The sequence below is a fragment of the Hydrogenophaga electricum genome (genome assembly GCF_030160815.1).
Classification (GTDB): domain Bacteria; phylum Pseudomonadota; class Gammaproteobacteria; order Burkholderiales; family Burkholderiaceae_C; genus Hydrogenophaga; species Hydrogenophaga electricum.
Map to the genome: position 1 here is coordinate 1 of NZ_BSPB01000052.1, position 26053 is coordinate 26053.

Below are 26053 nucleotides of genomic sequence, written 5' to 3' on the forward strand. Positions count from 1 at the left end.
GTTCATCCGGGGGGATTCCTCTGAGAGTTCTGAAGCGTCGTAACTCCAGTCTCCCAGACCCTTCCGGGTGAACAACCTATTGAGACATCACAGCTAGAACACGCCCATGCCCACCGCCCCCCACAGCGCCACCAGCGCGCCGTTGCTCAGCACAAAAGCGGCGAAGCGGTGCATCACGTGGTTGTAGGTGATGTGGATCAGGCTGTGCACGATGCGCAGTGCCACATAGGCCCAGGCCAGCGGCACCACCAACGGCGCCACGGGCACGGCGACGAACGCGATCAGGCAGGCCACGTAGAACAGCACCGGCAGTTCCAGCAGGTTCATGTAGTTGCGGTTCGGCAGACAGACGGCCGGCGGCACGTTGGGCGCCTCGCCCTGCGTGTACACGGACGGCGGCAAACCCGCCGTGAGCCGGCGCACCGCCACCAGCAACAGCACCACCACGGTCCAGCCGGCCAGAACGAACACCGGGACGAGGACGGCCGTATCGCGCATGGTCATCAAAAAACTCCTGCAAAAACGCTGCGGCGCAGCCTATCACCGGCCCACGGGGGCGGCCGTGCGCCCCACTACAATCGCGCCCTTTTTGCCCCGTCCGCGCGCGCCATGAACCAGCCCACCCCGAACATCGTCGTCAACGAAGAACTCAAGGCCTACATCGAACCGCTGACCCCTGACGAACACGCCGCGCTGGAGCGCAGCCTGCTGGCCGAAGGCTGCCGCGACGCGCTGGTGCTCTGGGGCGACGTGCTGGTGGACGGGCACAACCGCTACGGCATCTGCCAGCAACACGGCATCCCCTTCCGTACCGTGCAGCACCCGCACTTCCGTTCGATGGAAGACGTGCACCTGTGGATGATCGACCAGCACCTGGGTCGCCGCAGCGTGTCCGACTACCAGCGCGGCGTGCTGGCGCTGCGCAAACGCGAGATCGTGGCCGAACGCCGGGCGCGCGCCCAGGCCGCCGCGGCCGAGCGCCGCGACACCGACGACGCAGGCACCGCGCCCGACGACGAAGCCACCCAGACGCAGGCGGCCCAGGCCGCGGTGCTGGAACCCAAACCCCTGCAAAGCCGCGAAGACATCGCCCGCGCCGCCCGCCTGAGCAGCAGCCAGGTCGGCATGATCGAAAAGATCCAGAAACAGGCCGCGCCCGAAGTGGTGGCCGCCGTCAAGGCCGGCGACATCTCACTGAACGCGGCCGCCGTCGTCGCCACCCTGCCGGTGGAAGAACAGCAGGCCGCCGCCCAGGCCGGCAAGGACGAACTCAAACAGGTGGCCAAGCGCGTGCGCGAATCGCGCCGCAAACCCAAGGCCGAAGAAGCCACCGGCCAGACCGCCCCCGCCGTGGCCGACGGCGCCACCGACACGGGCGACAACCCTGAAATACAGGCCCTGCGCCAGCGCGTGACGCAACTGGAGAGTGAAAACGCCGAACTGCGTCAGCAGGTGCAGATGCTGAGTGCGCAGTTGGTTTGAGGCGGTGATATGACGACCTGTTCCTGCTGACGCCCAGGTTAACTGGCGCCGGAGCGCGAAGCGCGGAGGACGCCAACACTGGCCATGAAAATGCCAAGGGCATGGTCAGTGTTTGCCTCCGCGTTGAACCGACTGTTAGACCAAGGCCGTTGCATGATTGGATTTTTACTCTGCCGGGTCGAAGGTGTCTTCATCGTAGTAGTTGATAACTGTGTAGACCTTTGGAACGCCTTGAACAGTTTGGACCTTCACATCAACGATGTATGCAAGTTCATTCCACGGCTTGTTGAACCGAGGATCGCCAGCCATCAGCGCCTTCTTGACGGCATTGTTCTCAAAGATGACCTTTACGGGAGACTTTGAAATGCTCTCGATTACTGCTTTGTTACCTGTCTGAGATGTGTCATCGAACTTGGTTTGATACCAAGTCATAACTCGTTTTCGCTGCGTGTGACCGTCGGGCTCGTCTAAGAGCCCGATCTCGCGGCGAATCGCGTTCTGTGCAGCGTTCGCTTGCTCCGAGTTGATGAAAAACTGATTGACGACTTGCCCACCGCTAGAAACGGTGAAGTTCAGTTGGGAGCCGTGATCCTTGGCCACGGGTTCAAGGATGTTGCTCCATTGCCGAAGATCCTGCTTTGTGACGTCCTTTGGTGGCCTTTCGAGCTTACCGTTCAACCATTCGATTACGGACTTGGCATAGCCGATCCATTCAATGATGGAACCACCTTGCCAAAGAAGCGGGACAACTGGAATTGCTTGTGCAACAAGCTCAACAATGATGGATCCCGACCGAACCTCTTTGATGAAGAGTTCACTCCCCGCTTGATGCTGCTCCGTCGTTTCATTTTCGATGAAGCGCTCAAACTGCTGACCAACGCCCAGCAAGGCCATTGTTAGATCGATCAGAACCACCGGCTTTGTGTTGTTGATCGTTATTTTCAGCTTGTCGTTAAAATCAAGTTCAAGAATGTTACTTGTTGCCATTTTTTCCCTGCTCGTGTACTTGTTAGTGATAGGTCTACCGTTGAAGTTCAGCGGATGCCGAAGGCGGTCTGCCGGAAAATCGGGTTAAGCGGCAAATACACCTCATGCGATTCCCTTCCAACCCCTCTTCTTCGCTTCTGAAAGAATTTTAACTAGCAAGTTGGCAGGAACCATTAACGCATATTGACCAAAAACCCATTTGCCACGCCTGGACTCCTTTACGCCCAGCATGTAATAGCAGAGCCGGTATTCGATACGATTCCCAGGCGTATGCGAGAGCTGCTGGAAGTAGATCAATTTTCCCGTGCCCTGCTCAACCACGATTTCGTCAATGATCGTAAACGTAACCGGCTTGTCGTGTATGGATTTTATTTCTCGGACTTTCCCGATGTTATTCGGGTGCGGCGGTTGTGTAGTTTCTTCTGTCATGCGCATTCCCCTCTTCGGCGTGGACGCCCAACGTTGGAGGCCAACGGCACGTAGCATGCCGCGCAGCGGCAACCTGCTGCTGCGTGTCCGCGTGGGCCGACCAGTTAAACCGTAGCCTCATTTCGCCCCACCGTTCTTTTGCTTCGCCGCTTCCTGCGCGAGTTCTGCTGACGACGGAGTTGCCAGCACCTTTCCGGGCGGACTAGGGTTGGATACCTCGACGAACTCAAAAGTCACTCTGTCACCGACTTTCAATTCAAGCCCGTTCGCCCAAGTGAGCTGTCGAGGCTGCGGCCCGTCGAGTGTCAAGCCCATGACGTTAAACATGATGCCGGACGTATCGATGACGCGATTCGGACCCGTGGCACAGAACACCACTTGGCCCGACAGCATAGAAAGGCCTGGCGCACCGGCGACCGCGACTAACTCGCCATTGACCTCGATTCGAAGCGCTGGAACTTTCATGAGGTTTAACGTTTTAGGTGAGGGGCAGCCGGCTTGCCGGCTGTCCCAGCGACCGAAGGGAGCGCCTTGACCGGAAGGTTAGCCACCATTTTGAATCGGGATAGTTCTTTCACGATTCAGAACCCAAGCAATTGCAGCAGACCAACCAGAGCGACGCCAGTACCCCAAAGGATGAAAGTAGTTGGGCGAATGCTGATCTTTGTTCGTGTGCCTAGGGAAATAATGCGGACTACATTTTTTTGAGTGGCTGCGGCAGCAGCACTTCGCGCGCCGACAATGGCACCGAGGCCAACCATAACGAGCAAGCCACCGATTAACCTAGACGGAGCTCCGGTGAACAAGAAAAGCAGGACTCCTGCAGCGAAAGAGCCGAGGATTCCGACAAGTAGCAGCAGATTCAATTGCTCGCGCATATGGTGGCTAACGATATAGCTCAGTGGGCAGCAAAGCCGTCCGCTGGGGCGAATTGTTAGGCAGATTTTTTCCAGTGAGGATAATTTGGAGTATGAAACTTTCCGAACATCTTTGTCTTTCCGATTCTCTGCAATCGCGATTTTGCAAGTGCATACTGAATATTGTAATTTCTCGGCCAATCATCCAGTACCTTGACGACGGAACTGTCTCTAAAAATTCTATGCCTGTCATCATAGAAATGTTGATGCGCCAAATAATTTCTTATCTTTATAAGAATCTTAATAAATCCGGTCACTTCTGCAGATTTTAACTTCGAGCCTTTGCAGATTTCCCCAAGAATTTCTACTTTTCTCGATAGAGATAATTTATCGCCAATTAGATAATAGAACTGCATCGACCTTTCGTCAATTCCAAAGTACATCGACAAAAGTATAGAGATCTGAAAATCAATAGATGCGGTGTCTCGGATAATTCTTCCCCTCACAACGTCGTTTTCTGCGGCGACCCCTTTAGAATTTTTGTGATATCGCTGAGACATTTTTGCGCCTAACTTTGATTTAAACGGCAAAACACCGGATACCCACAACCCCTGCCGTTAAACAAAGTCGCAGGCATCTTCAAAATTTGTTTGTAATCAATCCTGTCGCACCTCACACTGGATGCATGAACAGGCATAACAGATCCGACAAACCCGCCTGGATCCCTCCCAGGTCCGCCCGGCTGCTGGATCAGGTGCGCGAACGGATCCGCTACCTGCACTACAGCCTACAGACCGAAAAGGTTTACGTCCACTGGGCCAAAACGCTTGTGTTGTGGGCAGCCCGCAGCAGAGTGGCGGCTTTCGCGCAAACGCAGGCCAGCGGCACGGCCTGCCCGCTGGATGCGCTGATGGACGGAGCCTCTTCGTAAAAGGCTCCGCACCGGAGCCCATCAACCCGCCGGCTTCTCCACCCGCCCGTCCGGGTACTGCGCAAAGCGCTCCGCTTTTCCGTGCGTGTGCGAATGGCTGGGCCAGGGCCAGCCGCCGAACTGGGTGCGCTGGTAGTCGTGGACGGCCTGCACCAGTTCGGCCTGGGTGTTCATGACGAACGGGCCGTGCTGGGCCACAGGTTCGGCGATGGGTTTGCCTTGCAGCACCAGCACTTCCACCCAGGCGTCGCTGGGGTTGTGCAGCGGCGCGGTCTGGTTGGCGCGCACTTCGACCATCACGCGCTGGTCGAAGTGGTGCTCGCCCACCACCAGCGCGTTGCCGGTGGTCAGGTAGACGGCGCGTCGGGCCTGGGGCGTGGCGGCAGGCAGTGTGAGGCTGGCGCCGGGGGCGAGCCGCACGATCCAGATCGCCACGTCGGCCTCGGGTTCGGCCGCCCACGAATCGCCGGGCGGCGGCAGGGCTTTGACCACTGCGCTGCCGTCCACGGGCGCAAAGTCGCCCGCCACCACTTCCACCTCGGCGCGGCGGCCGGCGGCGTCGGTGCTGGCCCAGTGCGGGATCTGGTCGGCCCAGAAGATGGTGAAGTCGGCCGGCACCATCTTCTTTCTGGCGGGCAGGTTCAGCCAGAGCTGGAACAGGTCGAGCGTGTTGGGCTGGTCCTGGTGCACCAGCGGGAACATTTCGGCGTGCTGCACACCCCGGCCGGTGGTGAGCCATTGCACGTCGCCCTGGCCGTAGCGCGCGGTGGCGCCGAGCGAGTCGGCATGGTCGACCAGCCCTTTGCGCACGATGGTCACGGTTTCAAAGCCGCGGTGCGGGTGCGTGGGAAAGCCCGGCACGGCTTCGCCGTGGTACATGCTCCAGCCGTCCTGGCCGCTGAAGTCCATGCCGATCTCGCGCCCGCGCAGCAGGGCCGGATCGACACCCAGTTGGGCGTTGCCAGCGGGGTAATGGTCCTGGTGGTAGGCGCCGAAGATGAAGGGGTCGATGCCGGGCATCGGGCCTTGCAGGGCTTGGGCCCCCACGATCAAGGGGTCTCGGGACATGGCGGTTCTTTCGTGGGTTTGGAAGGGGTGAGCCCTGAAGATAGGGGCGCACGCAGCGTGCTCAAGCCATGGCCCTGCGCGGCGTGGGGGTGTCGGCCCACGCCGCTGCCGTCGCTCAGCCCGAGATCATGTCCTTGATCTTCAGGCCGTACCAGCGCAGGTCTTCGTCCCAGAGTTCGGCGCGGCGTTCGTGGTCGTCCACCTGGGTCTGCACCAGCACGCCGTCGGCGCCCTTGGCGTAGTCGAACTGCACGCTGATGGCTTCGCGCGGTTCGGTGTTGACCAGCATGTAGCAAAGGTTGTCGATCAGCTCGGGCTCCAGCGCCTGGCCTTTGGCCTGGCGGCCGATGAAGCGCGCCACGCTCGCGCCCATGCGGTTGGCCACGTGGCCGCTCTTGGGGTAATGGCCGAACTGGGGCGACACCGCACCCACGCTGTCGCCGATGACGAAGGTCTGCGGGTCGTCGGGCAGGTTGTAGAACTCGGGATGCACGGCGGCCCAGTTGTTGGGCTTGCCCTCGGCGGTCTTGCCGATGGCGCCGAGCTTCCACACCAGATCGGCGGCCTGGTGGTGGCCCATGAAGATGGCGTCGTCAAAGGCCACGTCGCCCGCTGCGGTCTTGACCACGCGCTTGAACGGGTCCAGCTCCTTGACCCCGGCGTTGGGCACGTGGGTGATGATGTCGGGGTACAGCTCTTCGAAGGCTTTGCGGTAGCCCAGACCGATGGGCGCGATGCGCGGCTTCGGGTCGAGGATGAGCAGCTTGGCCGGGATCTTGTTGCGCTTGAAGTGCGCGGCGATCATGCAGGCGCGCTCGTAGGGCGACGGCGGGCAGCGGTGCGGCGGGGGCGGCAGCGTCATGACGAAGGTGCCGCCCTTGAAGGCCTGGATCTTCTGCTTGAGCGCGATGTGTTCGGCGCTGGGCACGTAGGCGCTGGCGTAGTTCGCGCGGGTGTGGTCGATGGCCTTGCGGTCATTGCCGAACCAGGGTTCGTAGGCCACGCGGATGCCGGCGGCCACCACCAGCCAGTCGTAATCCAGATAGCCCTGCGCGGTGTGCACGCGGCGCTGGCTGCGGTCGATTTCGGTCACTTCGGTCTGCACGTAGGTGTAGCCGAAGCGCTGTGCGGCGCCGGTGTAGGAATGCACCAGGGTGCTGGTGTCCACGATGTCGATGAGCCACTTGTTGCTCAGCGGGCAGGACCAGAACAGCGGGTTGCGTTCGAGCAGCACCACCTCCAGATCGGGCGCGGTGTCGCGCAGGTGGCGTGCGGTGGTCAGTCCGCCCCAGCCGCCGCCCAGGATCACCACACGGCGTTTGCCGCCCTTGGGCATCAGCGCGCTACCCGGCGAACTCAGCAGGGGTTGGGCGATGGCCGCCGGAACGGCGCTGACGATGGCCGTGGCGGCCGCCGTTTTCAGCACGGCGCGGCGCGTGCTGCGAGGGTCGATGTCGGGCATGAACGTCCTCCTGAGGTCGTGAAAAGGCCCTCGATTATGAGGGCCTACCTTGACATCAGGGGGAAGGGTACTCCCGGGCGTTTCAGGCGGTTTCGGGCGCCAGGAACACGCGCGCCTTGCGCGGTGAGACCACCAGGGTGTCGCCTTCGCGGAAGCCCTGGTCGTGGAATTCCTGCGCCGGAATCTGCGCTTCGATCAGCGGGTCGTGGCCGGGTGCACCCGAGGCTTCCACCGGCACCAGTTCCAGCCGTGCGATCGGGCCGACGACGATGGCGCGCTCCAGCCGGGCGACGATGCCTTCGGCCCCGGCGGCGCCGGCCTGGTAGCGGCGCACCGCGAGGTCGTGCGGGCGCACATAGGCGAAGGCCTTGGCGTTCTGCGCGCCGGCGTGTTCGGGCGTGCGGATGGCCACACCGTCTTCCAGGTGCAGCAGGCCTTCGTGGGCGCGGCCGTGGAACAGGTTCACGTCGCCCAGGAAGCCGTAGACGAAGGGGCTGGCGGGGTGGTCCCACACTTCCTGCGGCGACCCGGCCTGCTCGATCACACCCTTGTTCATCAGCACCACACGGTCGGCCACTTCGAGCGCCTCTTCCTGGTCATGCGTGACGAAGACCGAGGTGACGTGAAGTTCGTCGTGCAGGCGGCGCAGCCACCGGCGCAGTTCCTTGCGCACCTTGGCGTCGAGCGCGCCGAAGGGTTCGTCGAGCAGCAGCACCTGCGGCTCCACGGCCAGTGCGCGCGCCAGGGCAATGCGCTGGCGCTGGCCGCCGGAGAGCTGCGCCGGGTAGCGTTCGGCGATCCAGTCGAGCTGCACAAGCTTGAGCAGCTCGGTCACCTTGGCCTTGATCTGTGCTTCCGACGGGCGCTCGCCGCGCGGCTTGACGCGCAGGCCGAAGGCCACGTTCTCGAACACGGTCATGTGGCGGAACAGCGCGTAGTGCTGGAACACGAAGCCCACGTTGCGCTCGCGCACATGCACGTCGGTGGTGTCGGCGCCGCTGAAGAGGATGTTGCCGGTGTCGGGCGTTTCCAGGCCGGCGATGATGCGCAGCAGCGTGGTCTTGCCGCAGCCCGACGGGCCCAGCAGGGCGAGCAGTTCGCCCGAGGCGATGTCGAGGTTGACGTCGCGCAGCGCGTGGAAGCTGCCGAAATGTTTGTTGACGTTGCGGATTTCGATACTCATGGCTCGACAGTCCTTCAGATGGCCGCGCGCGATGCCAGCGGCACGTGCACGTAGGGTTCGGCGGGGTTCGACGGCGGCGCGGCCGGGGTGTCGCCCGGGCGCTCGGGCGGCAGTTCGGCGGTGGCCTGGAGCTCGCGCTCGCTGCGCCATTCGACGATGCTCTTGATCACCAGCGTGACCAGCGCCAGGATGGCCAGCAGCGAGGCCACCGCGAAGGCGGCCACCGACTGGTATTCGTTGTAGAGCACTTCCACGTGCAGCGGCATGGTGTTGGTCTGGCCGCGGATGTGGCCCGACACCACCGACACGGCGCCGAACTCGCCCATGGCGCGCGCGTTGCACAGGATCACGCCGTACAGCAGGCCCCACTTGATGTTGGGCAGCGTGACGTACCGGAAGGTCTGCCAGCCGGTGGCGCCGAGCACGATGGCGGCTTGCTCTTCTTCGTTGCCCTGCGCCTGCATCAGCGGGATCAATTCGCGCGCGATGAAGGGAAAGGTCACGAACACGGTGGCCAGCACGATGCCCGGCACGGCGAACACGATCTTGATGTCGTGTTCCATCAGCCAGGGGCCCAGCCAGCCCTGCGCGCCGAACACCAGCACATAGATCAGGCCGGCCACCACGGGCGAAACTGAAAACGGCAGGTCGATCAGCGTGGTCAGGAACGACTTGCCCTTGAACTCGTACTTGGCGATGCACCAGGCGGCGGCCACGCCAAACACCAGGTTCAGCGGCACGGCGATGGCGGCCGTGAGCAGGGTGAGGCGAATCGCCGCCCAGGCGTCGGGTTCCTTGAGCGCTTCCCAGTAGGCGTCCCAGCCGTTGCGCAGGGCTTCGGTGGCCACGGCAGCCAGGGGCAGCACCAGGAACAGGCCCATGAAGCCCAGGGCCAGGGCGGTCAGCAGGTAGCGCACCCAGGGGGCTTCGGTGGTGCCGCGCTGGGCGGTGCGGGGGGTCGGGCGGGCGGACATTATTGGGTGTTCCCTGCCGTGCGGCTGCGTTGCCAGGTCTGCAGGCCGTTGATGACCAGCAGGAGGACGAAGGAGATGACCAGCATGACGGTGGCCACGGCGGTGGCGCCAGCGTAGTCGTACTGTTCGAGCTTGCCGATGATGATCAGCGGCGTGATCTCGGACACCATGGGCATGTTGCCGGCGATGAAGATGACCGAGCCGTATTCGCCCACGGCGCGCGCGAAGGCCATGGCAAAGCCGGTCAGCAGCGCGGGCAGGATGGTCGGGAAGATCACCTTGCTGAAGGTCTGCCAGCGCGTGGCGCCCAGGCAGGTGGCGGCCTCTTCCAGCTCTTTTTCGGTGTCTTCCAGCACCGGCTGCACCGTGCGCACCACGAAAGGCAGACCGATGAAGATGAGCGCGATGACCACGCCGTTGGGGTTGAACGCGAGCTGGATGCCCAGCGGCTCCAGGTACTGGCCGATCCAGCCGTTGCCGGCCAGCAGCGCGGTCAGCGAAATGCCGGCCACGGCGGTGGGCAGGGCGAACGGCAGGTCCACCAGTGCGTCGACGATCTTCTTGCCGGGGAAGCTGTAGCGCACCAGCACCCAGGCCACCAGCAGGCCGGCAACCACGTTGACGCTGGCCGCGATGAGCGATGCGCCAAAGGTCAGGCGGTACGAGGCCAGCACGCGCGGCGAGGTGACCGCTTCCCAGAACTGCGGCCAGGTCAGCGTGAAGGTCTTGAACGCCAGCGCCGACAGCGGGATCAGCACGATCAGGCTCAGGTACAGCAGGGTGTAGCCGAGCGTGATGTTGAAGCCCGGCAGCACGCGCGCCGAGCGGCGTCGGCCAGAAGAAGGAGGCGTCCCGGAGGGCAGCGCGATGGAGGTCATGGTGGGCCTGGGTGGGCGGGCTGGAAGGGGTGCGGCTGGATTCCCGCCTGCGCGGGAATGACGTGCAATGGGACGGGAATGACGTGCAGCTGCACGGGAATGAAGCGAAGGTGGGTGGGAATGGCGCGCAGGCAGGTGGGAATCGACGGTCCGGTGAAGAAGGCGGCAGAAGCCCAAGCGACCGCCCGTCCAGTGGGCGCGGTGGAACCGGCTACGCCGGGCCACTCGCGCCGTCCCCCTGCCCAGCGCCGCAAAGCGGCGCGCCAGAGCGGGGGGAAGCCGCGTCAGCGGCGCAGGGGGGTGCGCCTCACTTCGTCGTGTACAGCTTGTCGAACTGGCCGCCGTCGTTGAAGTGCACCTTCTGCGCTTCGGCCAGCGAACCGAAGTAGTCGCCCACGGTGAACAGCTTGATCGGCTTGAACGCGGCGCTGTGCTTCTTCAGCACGACTTCATTGCGCGGGCGGATGTTGTGCTTGGCGGCGATTTCCTGGCCTTCCGGGCTGTAAAGGAAGTCGAGGTAGGCCTTGGCCTGCTCGGCCGTGCCCTTCTTGGCCACGGTGCGCTCGACGATGGCCACCGGGTTTTCGGCCACGATGGAGGCGCTCGGGTGGATCGCGTCGACCTTGCCCTTGCCGAATTCGTTGTCGACCGACACCACTTCGGATTCGAAGGTCACCAGCACGTCGCCGATGTTGCGCTGCAGGAAGATGCCGGTGGCGTCACGGCCGCCGCGTGCCAGCACGGGCACGTTCTTGTAGAGCTTGCTCACGAAGTCGAGCGCGTCGGCGTCGGAGCCGCCCTTGCTGCGCACATAGCCCCAGGCGGCCAGGTAGGCCATGCGGCCGTTGCCGCCGGTCTTGGGGTTGACCACCACGACCTGCACGCCGGGCTTGATCAGGTCGTCCCAGTCCTTGATGCCCTTGGGGTTGCCGTTGCGCACCAGGAACAGCATGGTCGAGGTGGTCGGCGCCGCGCCGTTGGGGAATTTCTGGCGCCAGTCCTTGGCGACCACGCCCTTGTCGGCCAGGAAGTCGACGTCGGTGGTGGTGTTGAAGGTCACAACGTCGGCTTCCAGCCCGTCAGCCACGGCGCGCGCCTGGGCGCTGGAGCCGGCGTGCGACTGGTCGACCTTGATGTCCTTGCCGGTGGACTTCTTGTAATACGGCACGAAGGCGGCGTTGATGTCCTTGTAGAACTCGCGGGCCACGTCGTACGACACGTTGAGCAGCGTGGTCTGGGCCGAGGCCAGCGCCGAGGCGGCCAGTGCGATGGCGCCGAGGGTGAGCTTGATGGTGGTTTTCATGGGTACGGGTCTCCGCGATAGCTGATGTAAATCGGATTCTGGGGACTCGACCTTCATTCTCAAACGACTTTGTTTTTGTTTTCTTATTCGATCAAGGAATAAGAGGCCGTTTTTTGCCCCCAAGAAACGCCCTGACGGGCGTTTTCTGCCGGTTGTGCTGCCGGCCGGATCACAGCGCCCGGGTGCCGCGCTCGGGCGCGTAGCGGTCGGCCTGGATGTCGGGCGTCACCCCGTGGGTGAAGACCTCGTCGGTGATGGGCAGGAACTGTGCGTCCCATTCGGCCCAGGCCTGGCGCAGGCGCTGAAACACCTCGGGGTGCCGCTCGCGCAGGTTGGCGCGCTCGCGTGCGTCGGCCTCGATGTCGAACAGGAATTCGTGCTCGTTGATCTTCAGGTACTTCCAGCGGCCCTGGCGCGCGGCACGCTGGCGCTGGGCCTTGTAGCGCCAGAACAGCGTGCGCTCGTGCGCTGGCGCCTGGCCCTGCAGCACCGGCAGAAGGTTCTCGCCGTCGCTGGGGTAGTCCGGGTGCGGCTGCAGGCCGGCGGCCGCCAGCAGCGTGGGCAGCCAGTCCATGGTGATGGTGACCTGCTCGCTGACCTGCGGCGACAGACCGGCCGGCCAGCGCAGCAGCGTGGGCACGCGAATGCCGCCTTCGAGCAGCTCGGTCTTCTGCCCGGTGAAGGGCCAGGTCTTGGAAAAGCGCTCGCCGCCGTTGTCGCTGGTGAAAACGATGAGGGTGTTCTCGTCCAGCCCCTGCTCTTTGAGCGCCTGCACCACCTGGCCCACGGCCGCGTCGAGCGAACGCACCATCTTCGCGTAGGTGTGCAGGTTGCCGCCGTCGTAGTGGAACAGGTCGGTCAGGTCGCGCGAGATGTGTTCGTCTTCCGGCCCGACCCAGGGCCAGTGCGGCGCGGTGAAGTGCAGCGACAGAAAAAACGGCCGCGCGGCGCTTTGCTGGTGCAGCCAGGCCACCGCCTCGTCGGCCAGCAATTGCGTGTAGTAGCCCACGCGCTCCACCGGCACCTCGCCTTCGTACAGGTCGCGTGGCACGTCGGCGCCCACGCGCGGCTTGTGCGTGAAGTAGTCGATGGCGCCGCCGTAGTTGCCGAAAAAGCGGTTGTAGCCGCTCTTGAGCGGGCCGTAGTCGGGCAGGTTGCCCAGATGCCATTTGCCGATCAGCGCGGTGTCGTATCCGGCGTCGCGCAGCAGCGAAGGCAGTGTCGGGTGCGCGGGTGGCAGGCCGTGCAGATGCGCGGTGCGCACCAGCGGCTCTTCCAGCCCGCCACGCAGGCGGTACTGGTAGCGACCGGTGATGAGGCCGAAGCGCGTGGCCGAGCACACGGCCGAATTGGCGTAGGCCTGGTTGAAGCGCACGCCTTCGGCGGCCAGCGCGTCCAGGTTCGGCGTGGTGTAGTGCGTCTGGCCGTAGACGCTCAGGTCGGCCCAGCCGAGGTCGTCGGCCAGGATGAAGACGATGTTGGGCCGGCCGTCGGCCGGGGCGATGGCGGCGTTCATGCGTGGCCCTGCGCCTTGCCGGCGGCGTCGGTTTCCTTCCAGGCTTTTTCCAGCTTGAGCTCGCGCAGCGCCTGCTGCACGAACCGCGGCTCGAACCAGCTCTTGACGTCGTAGCCCTGGCGGATGAGGCCGAGCTTGAGGCCCTCGTCGTGCACGCCCTGGTAACCGGCGATGAGCCCGTCGTCGATCAGCGGCGAATAGCGCTGGCTCAGGTTGTCGCCGGCCAGTTCTTCGCGGAACGGCGTTTCGGGGTTGCCGCTGTTGCTGGCAAACAGCGCCACCAGCGCTTCCCGGTTGCCCTCCTGCGAGGCCCAGTGCGAGGCGCGCACCAGTTGCGTGACCACGCGCTGCACCAGCGGCGCCTGGTTCTGCACAAAGTCTTCGGTGGCCAGCGCACCGGCGTTGATGGCGAACGCGGGCCCGCGGCCGCGCGTGCTCAGCGGGATCTGCACGCCCTTGTCGCGCAGCACGAACAGGTCGGAGCCGCCGAAGGTGGCGTCGATCTGGCCGGCCACCACCGCCGCCTTGGAACTGGGCCAGTCCATGTTGATGAGCTTGACGTCTTTTTCCGTCAGGCCTGCTGTGGCCAGCAGGTTGTCGAACGGGCGCTGGTAGGCCGTGCCCTTGAGCACCGACACCCGCTTGCCCTTGAGGTCGGCCACGCTGCGGATGGGGGAGCCCGGCGCGGTGGCCAGGTAGCTGTTGGAGCCGCGCCCGGTGGGCACGATGTAGCGCGTGGGCAGGCCGCGCGCCTTGTGGATCACCGAGGCCAGGTCGCCCAGATAGACGATGTCGAGCTGCTTGGCCGCCAGTGCTTCGGCCACGGCCGGGCCGGCACCGCGGAAGAAGTTCCACTGCACCTCGATGCCGTCCTTGGCAAACGCTTCTTCCAGCCATTGGTGGGCCTGCACGACGGCCAGCGTGGACGCGCCCGGTGAGGACTTGCCGGCAGTGCCCAGGTCGGGCGAACCGATGCGAATGCGCTTGGCGGGCACGGGCTGGGCGCGCAGCAGCGCGGGGGCCAGCAGGCTGGCTCCGGCCAGGCCGGCCACGAACTGGCGGCGGCGAAGAGAAACGGCAACAGGGTTCATGGTGAAAGTGCGTGATGAAGGGAAAAAAAGGGGTTCAGACCGCGAACTGCCAGGTGCCGAGGTCCAGGGCGGCCGGCGCCCGCGCCGGCGCCAGCAGCGGCCCGGCCGCGGCCGAACCGTGTTCGCCCAGCTCGTGCAGCACGGCGTTGCGCACGGCGGCAAAGGCGGCGCTGGCGCGGTCGCGCGGGTGCGGCAGGGGCACGGGCAAGGTGCTGCGGATGCGACCGGGACGCGGCTCCATGACCACCACGCGGTCGCCCAGGTACACCGCCTCTTCCACGTCGTGCGTCACCAGGATCATGGTGATGCCCTCGGTGGCCCAGATGCGGTGCAGCTCCTGCTGCAGGTGGGCGCGCGTGAGCGCATCGAGCGCACCGAAGGGTTCGTCCAGCAGCAGGATGTCGGGCCGGCTGGCCAGGGCGCGCGCGATCGCCACGCGCTGCGACATGCCGCCCGAAAGCTGGTGCGGCCAGGCCTGCTCGAAGCCCTTGAGCCCCACCAGTTCGATGTGCTCGCGCACCGTCTCGCGCTTTTGCGCCTCGGTCAGGTCGGCATTGAGCACGCCCACCGCCACGTTCTTCTCGACGGTGAGCCAGGGGAACAGCCGGTGTTCCTGGAAGACGATGCCGCGGTCCAGGCTGGTGCCGGTGATGCGCTGACCGTTGAGCCGGATATCGCCCCGGTAGTCGCCCTCCAGGCCGATGATCAGCCGCAGCAGCGTGGACTTGCCGCAGCCGCTGCTGCCGACGATGCTGACGAACTCACCCGGCTCGATGGTCAGGTCAATGTCCTGCAGCACCGGCAGCGCCTGCCCTTTGACCTCGTACTGTTTGTTGAGCCCTGCAATGCTCAGGGTGCCTGCGTGTTCCATGGGGTTGCTCCGAAATCTGTCTGTGTCCCTGCGGGGCGCGGGTCAATAGCGCGCCACCGTGCGGTCGCGCCAGGCGAGCAGGCGCCGTTCGATGGCCACCGGCACCGCGTTGATGACGAAGCCGACCAGCCCCACCACCACCACCCCGAACAGCACCAGGTCCATCAAAAAGTGCTCGCGGCCGTCGATCAGCGTGTTGCCGATGCCCTGGCCCGAGGCCATGAGGTATTCCGCACCCAGCGTCGCCAGCCAGGTGTAGATGAGCGACAGCTGGATGCCCGTGAAGATCGACGGTGCGGCGGCCGGCGCCACCACCCGCACCAGCAGTTGCCCGAGGCCGAAGCGGTACACCCGCGCCACCTCGATGAATTCGCGCGGCACGCTGCGGATGCCTTCGCAGGTGTTGAGCACCACCGGAAAGAAGGCGGCCATGGCGACGAAGGCGATCTTGGCCGCATCGCCCAGCCCGAACCACATCGAGAGCATCGGGATCCAGGCGAACAGCGAGATCTGCTTGAGCGTGTGAAAGCTCGGCCCGATGAGCCGTTCGGCCCAGCGCGAAGCGCCCAGCAGCGCGCCCACCACCAGCCCGGCCAGCGAACCGATGAGAAACCCCCAGCCCCAGCGCCACAGGCTGGCCGACAGGGCCTGCCACAGCGCGCCACTGCCCACCTGATCGACCGCGCGGTGCCACACCGCCGCGGGCGAGACCAGCAGCGGCGAATCGGACCAGCCGAAGGCCCGCGCCGCCCACCAGATGGCCAGCAACGCCAAGGGCAGCACCCAGCCGCGCAGCGGCCTGGGCACGCGCTGCCACACCGAAACCTGATCTTCAACCGCCATGCCGTCCTCCTGAAAACACCCGGCTCACAGGCCGGCCCGGCGCCAGCGCAGCAGCCGCGCTTCGGTCAGCGCCAGCAGCTTGTCGATGGCAAAGCCGACGATGCCCACGGCGAGCACTGCGGCCAGCACCACGTCGAGCTGGAACAGCTGGCGGCCGTAGACGATGAGAAAACCGATGCCTTCCGACGACGCCAGCAGTTCCACCACCACCAGCGCCAGCCAGGCGTGGGTCAGGCCGTAGCGCACACCGTTCCAGATCGGCGCGGTCGCGGCGGGCAGCACCACCTGGGTCAGCAACTGCCAGCGGTTGAAGCGGTACACCCGGGCCACTTCCACGAAGCGGTTCGACACCCCCTGGATGCCCTGGCAGGTGTTGATCGTGATGGGCACCAGCGCGGCCTTGGCGATGAGCAGGAACTTCAGCGATTCGTCGATGCCCACCAGCAGCATGAGCAGCGGCAGCCAGCCGATCACCGGCACCTGGGCAAAGGCCTTGAACAGCGGGAACAGGTAGTCGCGCACCGTGGGCGACAGGCCCATGGCCGTGCCCAGCGCCAGCCCCACCACCAGGCCGATACCGAAGCCGGTGAACACGCGCACCAGGCTGATCCAGAGGTTGTCCCACAGCTCGCCGCTCGCCAGCATGTCGCCAAAGGTCTGGAACACCTGGGCCGGCGGCGGCAGCACCTGTTCAGGCACCCAGCCGAGCACCGACGACAGTTGCCACAGCGCGAGCACCGCCAGGGGGAAGGGCCAGGCCCAGAGCCAGCTCCAGCCGGGGCGCCAGCGCGGCGCCCGCCAGGCAGGCAGGCCCAGCGGGGGCGCCAGGGAAACGGAACGGTCAGTGGACATGGCGGCTTCCTTGTTCTGCGGATTCTTCATTTCAGCCACGCATGAAGAACGCAGCGCTGAAAACCAGGATGAATGTAGGACGCACCGACCAACGCCCGAACGAACAAAAACCGATATCACCGTGCAAGGATTGTTCGGTCATGTGCTTATGCCGTCCGGCGGGTCGTCGGCCCCGGTCAGGCGGCGGCCTCGGCCTGTGCACGCTGCGCCAGCACCGCCTGCGGCAAGGTCTTGAGCGCCACCGAGGCCAGCCCGTCGACCCCGACCGGCACCTCGCCTTCGACGGTGACCCGGCGCACCACGCGGTGGGCATCGCCGTAGTCGGCAATCGCGTAGTGCTGGGTCGATCGGTTGTCCCAGATGGCCACGTCGCCCTCTTGCCACGACCAGCGCACCGTGTTTTCCAGCCGCGTGATGTGCGCCTGGAACACCGCCAGCAGGTGCTGGGAATCGGCGCTGTTCAGGCCCTGGAAGCGCTGCACGAAATGCCCCAGCACCAGCGAGCGCTCGCCGGTTTCCGGGTGCACGCGCACCACCGGGTGCTCGGTCTCCACCTCGTGCGCCGCGAACACCTCCCGGTAGCGGCGGGTGGCGTCGACGTCGGGCGGCGTCTCGCGGGCGTGCGCGTAGTCGTAGGTGTTGGTGTGCACCGCGCGCAGGCGGTCGGCCAGCGCCTGCAGCTCCGCCGGCAGCCGTTCGTAGGCGGCCACGGTGTTGGCCCAGACCGTGTCGCCGCCCACGGGCGGAATCACCACGCCGCGCAACACCGACACCTTGGGATAGGCCAGGTCGAAGGTCACGTCGGTGTGCCAGGAATTGGCGCGCGCACCGTGGAAGGAATCGAGCTCCAGCACGTGCCGCGTGCCGTCTTTGGAGGGCACGGTCGGGTGGGCAACCAGTTCGCCCCAGAGGCGGGCCAGGGCCTGCTGGCCGGCGTCGTCCAGGTGGCGCTGGCCGCGGAAGAACAGCACCTTGTGGCGCAGCAGCGCCCGGTGGATGGCGGCAAAGGTCTCGGGCGCCAGATCGGCGCTGAGGCGCACACCGCGCACTTCGGCGCCAAGGCGGCCTGCGCGCGGCGCCAGGTCGAGCGTGGGGTCTTGAATGTCGTGGCTCATGGGGATCTCCAGGTGCATTGAGAAGGTGTTCGGAAACCGGTCAATGGGTGAGCAAGCGGCCATCGGCGCCATAGGCCGGCCAGAAGCCCTTGAGGTTCAGCTCGGTCAGGGCGGCGTCGAGAAAGCGCGGGTCGAACCAGCCGTCGATCTGCGCCCGCCCCCGCACCAGCTTGAGCGCTTCGGCCGTGCGCGCCGAGGCGCGGTAGCTCTCGACCAGGAAGGGGTCGATCAGCGGTGACAGGCGCACCCGCAGCGGCTGGCCGATGTACTCGTTGCGCCAGATCGCGGCCGGGTATTCGGCCTTGCCCCACTGGTCGAACAGCGCCGCGCGCTGGCTTTCGTCCGAATAGCGGTGCGCCGCCTTCACGAAGGTGGTCACCACGCGCTGCACCGCCGCCGGGTGGCGCGTGGCGAAGTCGTCGGTTACCAGCAGCGCGGCCTGTCGCGTGTACTTGAAGCTGTCTTCGGCGGCCGACCAGACGATGCGCGCCAGGCCGCGGTCGCGCAGATCGAACAGGCCGACGTAGCCGAACGCGGCATCGACGTCCTTGTTGACCAGCGCCGCGTGCGAGGTGGCGAAGTCCAGGTTGACGAAGCGCACGTCGCGTTCGCGCACACCCTTGTCGGCCAACGCCCGCACCGCCGCCAGGTGCAGGTTGGTGCCCTTGAACAGCGCCACCTTCTTGCCCTTGAGGTCTTCCAGACCGCGAATGGACGACTCGGGCGGCACCGCCAGAAACAGGCCGCTGCGCACGCCGGTGCCGAGCAGGATGCGCGTCTTCACCCCGTTGGCGCGGTGCACCAGCGAAGGCAGGTCGCCCTGGTAGGCGAAGTCGAGCTGTTGGTTGACCAGCGCCTCGTTGACCGCCGGGCCCGCGCCCTTGAAGAAGATCCACTCCACCTTCACGCCGTCCGGGCGGAACGCTTCTTCCACCAGCCCTTCGGCGTGCGCGATCGAGGCGCTGCTGCCGCCAAAACGCACCGGATTGCCCGCGCCACCGGTGGCGACACCGATGCGGATGAGCTTGAGCGGCGCTGCCGCCGCCTCCTGTGCCCCAGCCTGCGGCGCCGCACCGACACCCCCCAGGGCCCACACCAGTGCGAGCGCCCGAACCCACCATTGCTTCATTGCGTGTTCTCCAGTCCAAAGTGATGCCGACATGGCATGACCGACTGTAGGAACGGGGGCGGCGGCGCGCCAATCATCGTTTGGCATGAACTTGGGCGCCAACAAGATCCGCTGCCAGCGGCTGCGCCTGGAGCGCTGTCGATTTCCGGATGTGCTTATGCCAAAGCCTTCCTTGGAAAGCGGGCCAGGGCTGCCTAGATTCGACGCTCCATTCAGCCAACCCGGGAGTCCCCGCCATGTCTCAGCTCAACGACCTGCCCCGCCCCTTCACCCGCTTCGCGGCCCAGCCCTACACGCCCAACATCGGCGCCGTGATCCACGGGCTCGACCTGAACCAGCCGCTGGACGCGGCCACCCAGGAAGAGCTGCGCCAGGCGTTGGCCCGGCACGAAGTGCTGTTCTTCCGCGACCAGCAACTCACGCCCGCGCAGCAGGTGGCCTTCACCCGCACCTTCGGCCAGGTGGCCGAGGTCAAGGCCTTCTTCCCGCGCCTGGAAGCGCACCCTGAGATCGAGGTCGTCGAGAGCACGGCCGAGCGCCCCAGCGCGGCCAGCAACTGGCACGCCGACATCACCTGGCGCGAACAGCCGCCGCTGGGCACCAGCCTGTATGCGCAGGTGATTCCGGCCACGGGCGGCGACACGCTGTGGTCGAGCCAGACCCAGGCCTACGAGCGCTTGCCCGCCGGCCTCAAGACCTACCTGGAAACGCTGACCGCCGTGCACACCTGGGAAATCAGCGGCTGGACCGAGTACCTGCTGCGCAAAGACGCCAGCGGCGACGAGCTAAAGGCCGCGCGCGCCAAGTACCCGCCGGTGGAGCACCCGGTGGTGCGCGTGCACCCGATCACGGGCAAGAAGATCCTTTACGTCAACCCGACCTTCACCAGCCACATCAAGGGCCTCTCGCGCTCGCTGAGCGACGCCCTGCTGGCCGACCTGTTCACGCGCGCCCAGGTGCCCGAGGTGCAGGCGCGCCTGCAGTGGGCGCCCGGCACGCTGGCGGTGTGGGACAACCGCTCGACCCAGCACTACGCGGTGGGCGACTTCTTCCCGCAGCACCGCAAGCTGCACCGCATCACCATCACCGCCGACAAGACGTTCTGAACCCGTCGCCGCAGGAGCCTCCTCATGAGCCAAAGAAAACTGCGCTTGGGCGCCTTCATCATGGCCACCGGCCACCACGTGGCCGCCTGGCGCCACCCGGGGTCGCAAGCCGACGCGGGGGTCAACATCGACCATTACATCGCGCTCGCGAAGACCGCCGAACGCGGCCTGTTCGACCAGGTGTTCGTGGCCGACAGCCCGGGCGTGTGGCACCAAGGCGGGCGCGAATCGCTGAGCCGCCAGGGCCGCCTGTCGTACTTCGAGCCGGTGACGCTGTGGGCCGCGCTGTCGCAAGTCACTTCGCACATCGGTTTTGTCGCCACCGCCTCGACCACCTACGAAGACCCGTTCCTGCTGGCGCGCAAGTTTGCCTCGCTGGACCACATCAGCAAGGGCCGCGCGGCGTGGAACGTGGTCACCACCAGCGCCGAAAACGTGTTCGGCAATTTCGGGCTGGAGGCGCACCCGGACCCGGCCACCCGCTACGCCCGCGCGCACGAGTTCGTGGACGTGGTCAAGGGCCTGTGGGACAGCTTCGACGACGACGCCCTGCCGCGCGACCCGGCCAGCGGCGTGCACCTCGTTCCCGAGAAGCTGCACGAGCTCAACCACATCGGCCGCTTCCTCAAAGTCAAGGGACCGCTGAACATCGAGCGTCCGCCCCAGGGCCACCCGGTGATCGTGCAGGCCGGCTCGTCGGAAGACGGCAAGGAGCTGGCCGCCGCCACGGCCGAGGCGATCTTCACCGCCTGGACCAGCCTGGCCGAAGCGCAGGCCTTCTACAAGGATGTGAAGGGACGCCTGGCCAAATACGGTCGCCGCCCCGAGCAACTGCTGGTGCTGCCCGGCATCTCGCCCGTGATCGGCCGCACCGAAGCCGAGGCGCAGGCCAAATGGGCCGAGCTGCAGGCGCTCATGCACCCGGCCGTCGGCCTGGCCACGCTGGAGCCCTTCTGGCCCGGCGAAGACCTGACGAAATGGGCGCTGGACGCGCCGCCGCCCTACATTCCCGAAGCGCCCCGGGGCATTCACAGCCGTGCACAGGTGGTGCTGGAACTGGCGCGCCGCGAAGGCTATACGGTGCGCCAGCTCTACGAATACCTGGCCGGCGCCCGGGGCCACTGGGTGGTGGTGGGCACGCCGCAGACCATCGCCGACCGCATGCAGGAATGGTTCGAGAACGGCGCCGCCGATGGCTTCAACGTCATGCCGCCGGTATTGCCGCAGTCACTGGACGAGTTCGTCGACCTGGTGGTGCCCGAGCTGCAACGGCGAGGCCTTTTCCGCACCGCCTACGAAGGCCGGACCCTGCGCGAAAACCTGGGCCTGGAACGCCCGGCCAGCCGTTACGCCCAGCCGCAGGCCAAGGCGGCCTGAATGCCGGAGGCCCTGGCCGCAGCAGCGCCCTGGCATGTGCGGCACCGCTTCCTGCTCGGCTTCGCGCTGCTGTCGCTGCTCATGGGCACCAGCATCGGGCTGGCCAAGGTCACCACCAGCCTGTACGCCCTGGCGCTGGGCACCCGCGGCGGCTGGCTCGGCGCGATCGCCGCCGCGCAAAGCGTCGGCATCCTGCTCACCGCCCTGCCCATCGGCCTGTGGGCCGAGCGGCTCGGGCCGGCGCGCCTGTTCGTGGCCGGCAGCCTCGCCGGCGGCGCGCTCTACCTGGCCCTGCCCGCGGTGCCGGCCCCGGCCTACCTTCTGGTGCTGACGGCGCTGACCGGCGTGATCATGCCGGCCCGGTTCGTCTCGCTGCAGATGGTGTTCATGGCCATGCTGCAGCAGATCGGCTCCGCCCACGCGGGCTGGCAGCGCGCGGCCCACATGTCGGGCATGTTCCTGATCGGGCCGCTGGCCACGGCGGGCGTGATCGCCCACCTGGGCCACGCCGGCAGCTTCTGGCTGGTGGCGGCCCTGTTCGTGCTCACCGCCCTGCTCTCGCCCCCGGTGCTGCGACAGGCGCCCACCGCCGCACCGCGCGCGGCTTCCGGCCGCACGACCTGGCGCGAGGTGCTGCGGGAGCTTCTGCGCTCGCCGCAGGCCCGGTCGCTGGCGGCCATGGAGGCCAGCATCCAGGCGCTCAACATGTTCCACACCTTCTTCATCGTGGTGATTGCGGTGCAGTCGCTGCAAGCATCACCCGTGGCCGCTGGCGCGCTGGTGTCGCTGCAAGGCGGCAGCTTCATCGCCGCCCTGCTGTGCCTGGGCGGCTGGGTGGCGCGCCACGAGCGTCGGGGCACCCTAGCGGGCATCGGCCTGGTGCTGCTGGCGCTGCTGTGCCTGAGCCAGTCGCCGCATGCGGCCGGGCTGGCGGTGGGCAGCGTGCTGCAGGGGATCGGCCTGGGGCTGCTGGAGATCCAGGTGCTCACGCAGCTGGCGCGGCTGGGTCAGCAGATCGGCCTGGGCCGTGTGGCCGGCCTGAATGCCCTGGTCGGCCCGGGGGGCGCGCTGCTCGGTGGGTTGCTGGGCGGCGCCATCGGTGGCTGGCTGGGCCTGCAGCTCAGCTTCACCCTCTTCATGCCGCTGTTCGTGGCCCTGGGCTGGGCCAGCTGGCGGCGCCAGCGCCGCGATCAGGCGGCCTTTTCGAGCTGAGGCAGCGGCGTCACATCGGCCCCGAGCGACTGCAGCAGGGCCAGGCCGAGCGGCCATTCGCCGTGGCCGGATTCGATGTTGATGTGCCCGGCCTCGTTCAGGCGCACAAACTCGCTGCCCCAGGCCCGCGCATAGGCTCCCGCCAGCCGCACCGGGCAATACGGGTCGTTGCTGCTGGCCACAAGAATGCTGCGGTAGGGCAGCTTCTGGTAGGGCACGGGTGCGAAGTCGGCCAGGATGCCGCGGCGCTCCGGGTCGGCCGGAGCCACGAGCAGTGCGCCATCGATGCGCGCCACCGCTTCAGGACCCAGGTGGGTGGTGGCGATGCAGCCCAGGCTGTGGGCCACCACGATCACCCGGCCCGGCGCGCGGGCGATGAGGTCGCTCAGACGGTCCACCCAGGCACGCTTGAGCGGCGTGATCCAGTCGTCCTGCTCGACCCGCCGCACGTTCGGCAGGCGATCGGCCCAGAGGCTTTGCCAGTGACCCGGTCCGGAATTGCGCCAGCCGGGCACGATGATGACGGTGGGAGAAGAAGCCATGAGGATCATTGTCCCCAGCCCTCCCCCGGGCACCAACTACTGTTAAGTAGTTTGCTTATGCGCCCGCTGGCGCTGCCCTCAGGCCGGTTGCCCGGCGTTGTCGAACACGCCTTCGAACAGCACGGAGCTGAGATAACGCTCGCCCGAATCCGGCAGGATCACCACGATGGTCTTGCCGGCGTTCTCGGGCTTGTGTGCCCAGCGCACGGCCGCGGCCACGGCGGCGCCGCTGGAGATGCCCGAGAGAATGCCTTCCTCGCGGGCCAGGCGGCGCGCATAGGCCACGGCGTCCTCGTTGCTCACCTGTTCAACGGCATCGATCAGCGACAGGTCCAGCACGTCGGGCACGAAGCCAGCGCCGATGCCCTGGATCTTGTGCGGCGCGGGCTTGAGCTCTTCGCCGTTGCGCGCCTGGGTGAGGATGGGGCTGGCCGTGGGCTCGACCGCCACCGAGGTGATGGCCTTGCCGCGGGTTTGCTTGAGATAGCGCGACACCCCGGTGATGGTGCCGCCCGTGCCGACGCCCGAGACGAAGACGTCGACCGCGCCTTCGGTGTCGTCCCAGATTTCGGGGCCCGTGGTGGCTTCGTGGATGGCCGGGTTGGCCGGGTTCTTGAACTGCTGCAGCAGCACGTACTTGCCCGGGTCGCTGGCGGCGATCTCTTCGGCCTTGGCCACCGCGCCCTTCATGCCCTTGGCGCCTTCGGTCAGCACCAGCTTGGCGCCGTAGGCCAGCAGCAGCTTGCGCCGCTCGATGCTCATGGTGTCGGGCATGGTCAGCGTGATCGGGATGCCCTTGGCCGCGGCCACGAAGGCCATCGCGATGCCGGTGTTGCCGCTGGTGGGCTCGACAATCTCCTTGCCCGGGCCGAGCACGCCGCGCTTCTCGGCATCCCAGATCAGGGCCGCGCCCAGCCGGCACTTGACCGAGTACGCCGGGTTGCGACCCTCGATCTTGGCCAGCACGGTGGCGGGCGCGCCGTCGGTGATGCGATTCAACCGCACGAGCGGGGTGCGGCCGATGGATTGGGCGTTGTCTTCGTAAAAATGCGTCATGGCAGTCTCTTGAGTGACGTGTTGTCCGAGGATGGACGGGCATTGTCCCTCTTGCCGATATCCGGCGCCAAAGAATAAAAAATCAGAACCACATGCCGAAGGGTTCCGTGAACGGCCCGCCCGATCGGTTGCAATAGGGCCTCTGCCGGCCCCTTCAGGAAACCGCATGACCGTCCCTTACCAACCCGCCCGCCTGCGCCAGTTCCTCGCCGAGCTGACCCGCCTGGTGAACGACACCGCCGAAGAAGCACCGCTGCTCGCGCGCGGCCGCCCCCTGCTCGCCGACCTGGTCCGCCACGACGACTGGCTGGCCGAGCCCTACACCCTGCCTTCGCCCGTGCGCTACCAGCAGTACCTGCTCTACGCCGATCCGCTGGAGCGCTTCTCGGTGGTCAGTTTCGTCTGGGGCCCCGGCCAGCAGACGCCGATCCACAACCACACGGTGTGGGGCCTGATCGGCATGCTGCGCGGCGCCGAAATCTCGGAACCCTTCGTGCGCACGGCCGAGGGCTGGCGCGCTGGGGGCCCGTCGCACCGGCTGCGGCCGGGCATGGTGGAAGCCGTCTCGCCCACCCTGGGTGACGTGCACCGCGTCAGCAACGCGCTGGCCGATCAGGTGTCCATCAGCATCCACGTCTACGGCGCCAACATCGGCGCGGTGCGGCGCTCCGTGTTCCTGGCGGACGGCACCGAAAAGCCGTTCATCTCCGGCTACAGCAACGCCACCCTGCCCAACGTCTGGGACCGCTCCCAGGAAACCTCTGCGGCGGCCTGAACGGGCCCCTCCTTTTTTCTCCGATCCCATGACCCTGCCTTTCACCACCCCGGCCGAGGTGCGCGAGCACCTGCTCCAGCGGCGCGAGATCGCCCTGCTCGACGTGCGCGAGGAAGACCCTTTCGCCCAGGCCCACCCGCTGTTCGCGGCCAACCTGCCCTTCGGGCGCATCGAACTCGACGCCTTCTGGCGCATTCCGCGGCGGGACACGCCCGTCGTGGTCTACGACAACGGCGAAGGGCTGGCCGGGCCGGCGGCCGCGCGCCTGCAGGCCCTGGGCTATACCCGCGTGAGCCTGCTGCAGGGCGGCCTGCAAGGCTGGCGCGAGGCCGGCGGCGAAATCTTCATCGACGTCAACGTGCCCAGCAAAGCCTTTGGCGAACTGGTCGAAGCGCAGCGGCACACGCCCTCGCTGCCGGCAACCGAGGTGCAGGCCCTGCTGGCGAATGGCGCCGACGTGGTGGTGCTCGACGCGCGCCGCTTCGACGAATACCAGACCATGAACATCCCCGGCAGCACCAGCGTGCCCGGCGCCGAACTGGTGTTGCGCGCCCGCGCGCTGGCGCCCGACCCGGCCACGCGCATCATCGTCAACTGCGCCGGCCGCACGCGCAGCATCATCGGCACGCAGTCGCTGGTCAATGCCGGCATTCCCAATCCCGTGGCGGCGCTGCGCAACGGCACCATAGGCTGGACCCTGGCCGGCCTCACGCTCGAAAACGGCGCCAGCCGCCGCGCCCCGGCCGGGGTACCGGCGGAACAGCACGCCCAGGCCCGGCAAGCTGCCCGGGCCGTGGCCGACCGCGCCGGCGTGCAGCGTGCCGGCCTGGCCGACCTGGTGGCCTGGCAACACGAAAGCGGCCGCACCACCTACCGCTTCGACGTGCGCATGCCCGAGGAATACGCGGCCGGCCACCTGCCGGGCTTTCGCAGCGCACCGGGCGGCCAACTGGTGCAGGAAACCGATGTGTCGGCGCCGGTGCGCGGGGCACGCCTCGTGCTGGTCGACGACGA

26 protein-coding genes are annotated in these 26053 nt (G+C 66.4%); 7 read left to right on the forward strand and 19 right to left on the reverse strand.

The features are described from left to right. Positions 1–93 precede the first annotated feature (93 nt). Positions 94–504, reverse strand: coding sequence for an MAPEG family protein (locus QQK43_RS19275; protein WP_284309057.1), 411 nt, complete (start codon positions 502–504; stop codon positions 94–96). A 105-nt stretch (positions 505–609) separates the two neighbouring features. Here QQK43_RS19275 and QQK43_RS19280 point away from each other — a divergent pair, with 105 nt between their 5' ends. After that, complete coding sequence (locus QQK43_RS19280) at positions 610–1482, forward strand: plasmid replication/partition related protein (RefSeq protein WP_284309059.1); 873 nt, start codon at positions 610–612, stop codon at positions 1480–1482. 165 nt (positions 1483–1647) lie between these two features. Here the strand turns inward: QQK43_RS19280 and QQK43_RS19285 are convergent, their stop codons facing one another. The 3 genes from QQK43_RS19285 to QQK43_RS19295 all read right to left on the reverse strand — a co-directional run bounded on the left by QQK43_RS19285 (position 1648) and on the right by QQK43_RS19295 (position 3363). Continuing rightward, positions 1648–2469, reverse strand: coding sequence for a hypothetical protein (locus tag QQK43_RS19285; protein ID WP_284309061.1), 822 nt, complete (start codon positions 2467–2469; stop codon positions 1648–1650). A 102-nt stretch (positions 2470–2571) separates the two neighbouring features. Next, entirely contained in the window at positions 2572–2898 is a 327-nt protein-coding gene (locus QQK43_RS19290; protein WP_284309063.1) for a hypothetical protein, read from the reverse strand. Positions 2899–3015: 117 nt separating this feature from the next. Continuing rightward, positions 3016–3363: a hypothetical protein gene (locus QQK43_RS19295; protein WP_284309064.1), complete on the reverse strand. Its 348-nt coding sequence runs from the start codon at positions 3361–3363 to the stop codon at positions 3016–3018. Positions 3364–4440: 1077 nt separating this feature from the next. On the opposite strand from QQK43_RS19295, the gene QQK43_RS23655 reads away from it, so the two are divergent. Then, a complete protein-coding gene (locus tag QQK43_RS23655; RefSeq protein WP_440589178.1) occupies positions 4441–4686 on the forward strand; it encodes a hypothetical protein in 246 nt (81 codons plus the stop codon). A gap of 21 nt (positions 4687–4707) precedes the next feature. On the opposite strand, the gene QQK43_RS19305 is transcribed toward QQK43_RS23655, so the two are convergent. The 13 genes from QQK43_RS19305 to QQK43_RS19365 all read right to left on the reverse strand — a co-directional run bounded on the left by QQK43_RS19305 (position 4708) and on the right by QQK43_RS19365 (position 18971). After that, positions 4708–5754, reverse strand: a complete 1047-nt coding sequence (locus QQK43_RS19305) for a pirin family protein (protein ID WP_284309065.1) — start codon at positions 5752–5754, stop codon at positions 4708–4710. Between the two features lie 115 nt (positions 5755–5869). Beyond that, complete coding sequence (locus QQK43_RS19310) at positions 5870–7216, reverse strand: FAD-dependent oxidoreductase (protein WP_284309067.1); 1347 nt, start codon at positions 7214–7216, stop codon at positions 5870–5872. An 82-nt stretch (positions 7217–7298) separates the two neighbouring features. Then, the gene (locus QQK43_RS19315; RefSeq protein WP_234262994.1) at positions 7299–8399 is read right to left on the reverse strand and encodes a sulfate/molybdate ABC transporter ATP-binding protein; all 1101 of its coding nucleotides are present in this window, start codon (positions 8397–8399) and stop codon (positions 7299–7301) included. 14 nt (positions 8400–8413) lie between these two features. After that, complete coding sequence (gene cysW, locus QQK43_RS19320) at positions 8414–9373, reverse strand: sulfate ABC transporter permease subunit CysW (protein WP_234262995.1); 960 nt, start codon at positions 9371–9373, stop codon at positions 8414–8416. Continuing rightward, positions 9373–10251 (reverse strand): sulfate ABC transporter permease subunit CysT, encoded by an 879-nt coding sequence (gene cysT, locus QQK43_RS19325; RefSeq protein ID WP_234262996.1) that lies wholly within the window; start codon positions 10249–10251, stop codon positions 9373–9375. Before cysT ends, cysW begins: the two co-directional genes overlap by 1 nt. 307 nt (positions 10252–10558) lie before the next feature. Further along, positions 10559–11554 carry a sulfate ABC transporter substrate-binding protein gene (locus QQK43_RS19330; protein WP_284309068.1) on the reverse strand — a complete coding sequence of 332 codons (996 nt, stop codon included), beginning with the start codon at positions 11552–11554 and terminating at the stop codon, positions 10559–10561. A gap of 169 nt (positions 11555–11723) precedes the next feature. Further along, complete coding sequence (locus QQK43_RS19335; RefSeq protein ID WP_284309069.1) at positions 11724–13070, reverse strand: sulfatase family protein; 1347 nt, start codon at positions 13068–13070, stop codon at positions 11724–11726. Beyond that, a complete protein-coding gene (locus QQK43_RS19340) occupies positions 13067–14161 on the reverse strand; it encodes an ABC transporter substrate-binding protein (RefSeq protein WP_284309070.1) in 1095 nt (364 codons plus the stop codon). The genes QQK43_RS19335 and QQK43_RS19340 overlap by 4 nt, the downstream gene beginning before the upstream one ends. A 34-nt stretch (positions 14162–14195) precedes the next feature. After that, positions 14196–15032: an ABC transporter ATP-binding protein gene (locus tag QQK43_RS19345; RefSeq protein WP_234263001.1), complete on the reverse strand. Its 837-nt coding sequence runs from the start codon at positions 15030–15032 to the stop codon at positions 14196–14198. A gap of 42 nt (positions 15033–15074) precedes the next feature. Further along, the gene (locus QQK43_RS19350) at positions 15075–15875 is read right to left on the reverse strand and encodes an ABC transporter permease (protein WP_234263002.1); all 801 of its coding nucleotides are present in this window, start codon (positions 15873–15875) and stop codon (positions 15075–15077) included. A gap of 24 nt (positions 15876–15899) precedes the next feature. Continuing rightward, positions 15900–16727, reverse strand: a complete 828-nt coding sequence (locus QQK43_RS19355) for an ABC transporter permease (RefSeq protein WP_234263003.1) — start codon at positions 16725–16727, stop codon at positions 15900–15902. A gap of 176 nt (positions 16728–16903) precedes the next feature. Beyond that, a complete protein-coding gene (locus QQK43_RS19360) occupies positions 16904–17842 on the reverse strand; it encodes a TauD/TfdA dioxygenase family protein (protein ID WP_234263005.1) in 939 nt (312 codons plus the stop codon). Positions 17843–17882: 40 nt separating this feature from the next. Next, a complete protein-coding gene (locus tag QQK43_RS19365) occupies positions 17883–18971 on the reverse strand; it encodes an ABC transporter substrate-binding protein (protein ID WP_284309071.1) in 1089 nt (362 codons plus the stop codon). A 236-nt stretch (positions 18972–19207) separates the two neighbouring features. On the opposite strand from QQK43_RS19365, the gene QQK43_RS19370 reads away from it, so the two are divergent. From QQK43_RS19370 to QQK43_RS19380, 3 genes are read left to right on the forward strand one after another with little or no spacing between them, the layout of a single operon-like run. Continuing rightward, positions 19208–20077 (forward strand): TauD/TfdA dioxygenase family protein, encoded by an 870-nt coding sequence (locus tag QQK43_RS19370; protein WP_284309072.1) that lies wholly within the window; start codon positions 19208–19210, stop codon positions 20075–20077. Positions 20078–20101: 24 nt separating this feature from the next. Further along, positions 20102–21454 (forward strand): LLM class flavin-dependent oxidoreductase, encoded by a 1353-nt coding sequence (locus tag QQK43_RS19375; RefSeq protein WP_284309073.1) that lies wholly within the window; start codon positions 20102–20104, stop codon positions 21452–21454. Continuing rightward, entirely contained in the window at positions 21455–22666 is a 1212-nt protein-coding gene (locus QQK43_RS19380; RefSeq protein ID WP_234263010.1) for an MFS transporter, read from the forward strand. Here the strand turns inward: QQK43_RS19380 and QQK43_RS19385 are convergent. Together QQK43_RS19385 and cysK are read right to left on the reverse strand one after the other, a co-directional pair. Next, complete coding sequence (locus tag QQK43_RS19385) at positions 22645–23208, reverse strand: RBBP9/YdeN family alpha/beta hydrolase (RefSeq protein WP_234263011.1); 564 nt, start codon at positions 23206–23208, stop codon at positions 22645–22647. The genes QQK43_RS19380 and QQK43_RS19385 overlap by 22 nt on opposite strands. Before the next feature lie 78 nt (positions 23209–23286). Further along, entirely contained in the window at positions 23287–24264 is a 978-nt protein-coding gene (gene cysK / locus QQK43_RS19390) for a cysteine synthase A (protein WP_234263012.1), read from the reverse strand. A 166-nt stretch (positions 24265–24430) separates the two neighbouring features. On the opposite strand from cysK, the gene QQK43_RS19395 reads away from it, so the two are divergent. Continuing rightward, positions 24431–25039 carry a cysteine dioxygenase family protein gene (locus tag QQK43_RS19395; RefSeq protein ID WP_284309076.1) on the forward strand — a complete coding sequence of 203 codons (609 nt, stop codon included), beginning with the start codon at positions 24431–24433 and terminating at the stop codon, positions 25037–25039. A 28-nt stretch (positions 25040–25067) separates the two neighbouring features. Further along, on the forward strand, positions 25068–26053 hold a 986-nt coding region (locus QQK43_RS19400; protein ID WP_284309077.1), incomplete at its 3' end, for a rhodanese-like domain-containing protein.

What these genes read in the sequence shown, in the direction of transcription:
- QQK43_RS19330 (WP_284309068.1), bottom strand. Translation starts at nt 11,554, where the DNA reads ATGAAAACCACCATCAAGCTCACCCTCGGCGCCATCGCACTGGCCGCC.
- QQK43_RS19275 (WP_284309057.1), bottom strand. Translation starts at nt 504, where the DNA reads ATGACCATGCGCGATACGGCCGTCCTCGTCCCGGTGTTCGTTCTGGCC.
- QQK43_RS19365 (WP_284309071.1), bottom strand. Translation starts at nt 18,971, where the DNA reads ATGAAGCAATGGTGGGTTCGGGCGCTCGCACTGGTGTGGGCCCTGGGG.
- QQK43_RS19295 (WP_284309064.1), bottom strand. Translation starts at nt 3,363, where the DNA reads ATGAAAGTTCCAGCGCTTCGAATCGAGGTCAATGGCGAGTTAGTCGCG.
- QQK43_RS19355 (WP_234263003.1), bottom strand. Translation starts at nt 16,727, where the DNA reads ATGTCCACTGACCGTTCCGTTTCCCTGGCGCCCCCGCTGGGCCTGCCT.
- cysK (WP_234263012.1), bottom strand. Translation starts at nt 24,264, where the DNA reads ATGACGCATTTTTACGAAGACAACGCCCAATCCATCGGCCGCACCCCG.
- cysT (WP_234262996.1), bottom strand. Translation starts at nt 10,251, where the DNA reads ATGACCTCCATCGCGCTGCCCTCCGGGACGCCTCCTTCTTCTGGCCGA.
- QQK43_RS19290 (WP_284309063.1), bottom strand. Translation starts at nt 2,898, where the DNA reads ATGACAGAAGAAACTACACAACCGCCGCACCCGAATAACATCGGGAAA.
- QQK43_RS19280 (WP_284309059.1), top strand. Translation starts at nt 610, where the DNA reads ATGAACCAGCCCACCCCGAACATCGTCGTCAACGAAGAACTCAAGGCC.
- QQK43_RS23655 (WP_440589178.1), top strand. Translation starts at nt 4,441, where the DNA reads ATGAACAGGCATAACAGATCCGACAAACCCGCCTGGATCCCTCCCAGG.
- QQK43_RS19370 (WP_284309072.1), top strand. Translation starts at nt 19,208, where the DNA reads ATGTCTCAGCTCAACGACCTGCCCCGCCCCTTCACCCGCTTCGCGGCC.
- QQK43_RS19350 (WP_234263002.1), bottom strand. Translation starts at nt 15,875, where the DNA reads ATGGCGGTTGAAGATCAGGTTTCGGTGTGGCAGCGCGTGCCCAGGCCG.
- QQK43_RS19395 (WP_284309076.1), top strand. Translation starts at nt 24,431, where the DNA reads ATGACCGTCCCTTACCAACCCGCCCGCCTGCGCCAGTTCCTCGCCGAG.
- QQK43_RS19335 (WP_284309069.1), bottom strand. Translation starts at nt 13,070, where the DNA reads ATGAACGCCGCCATCGCCCCGGCCGACGGCCGGCCCAACATCGTCTTC.
- QQK43_RS19375 (WP_284309073.1), top strand. Translation starts at nt 20,102, where the DNA reads ATGAGCCAAAGAAAACTGCGCTTGGGCGCCTTCATCATGGCCACCGGC.
- QQK43_RS19310 (WP_284309067.1), bottom strand. Translation starts at nt 7,216, where the DNA reads ATGCCCGACATCGACCCTCGCAGCACGCGCCGCGCCGTGCTGAAAACG.
- QQK43_RS19345 (WP_234263001.1), bottom strand. Translation starts at nt 15,032, where the DNA reads ATGGAACACGCAGGCACCCTGAGCATTGCAGGGCTCAACAAACAGTAC.
- QQK43_RS19305 (WP_284309065.1), bottom strand. Translation starts at nt 5,754, where the DNA reads ATGTCCCGAGACCCCTTGATCGTGGGGGCCCAAGCCCTGCAAGGCCCG.
- cysW (WP_234262995.1), bottom strand. Translation starts at nt 9,373, where the DNA reads ATGTCCGCCCGCCCGACCCCCCGCACCGCCCAGCGCGGCACCACCGAA.
- QQK43_RS19340 (WP_284309070.1), bottom strand. Translation starts at nt 14,161, where the DNA reads ATGAACCCTGTTGCCGTTTCTCTTCGCCGCCGCCAGTTCGTGGCCGGC.
- QQK43_RS19315 (WP_234262994.1), bottom strand. Translation starts at nt 8,399, where the DNA reads ATGAGTATCGAAATCCGCAACGTCAACAAACATTTCGGCAGCTTCCAC.
- QQK43_RS19360 (WP_234263005.1), bottom strand. Translation starts at nt 17,842, where the DNA reads ATGAGCCACGACATTCAAGACCCCACGCTCGACCTGGCGCCGCGCGCA.
- QQK43_RS19285 (WP_284309061.1), bottom strand. Translation starts at nt 2,469, where the DNA reads ATGGCAACAAGTAACATTCTTGAACTTGATTTTAACGACAAGCTGAAA.
- QQK43_RS19385 (WP_234263011.1), bottom strand. Translation starts at nt 23,208, where the DNA reads ATGGCTTCTTCTCCCACCGTCATCATCGTGCCCGGCTGGCGCAATTCC.
- QQK43_RS19380 (WP_234263010.1), top strand. Translation starts at nt 21,455, where the DNA reads ATGCCGGAGGCCCTGGCCGCAGCAGCGCCCTGGCATGTGCGGCACCGC.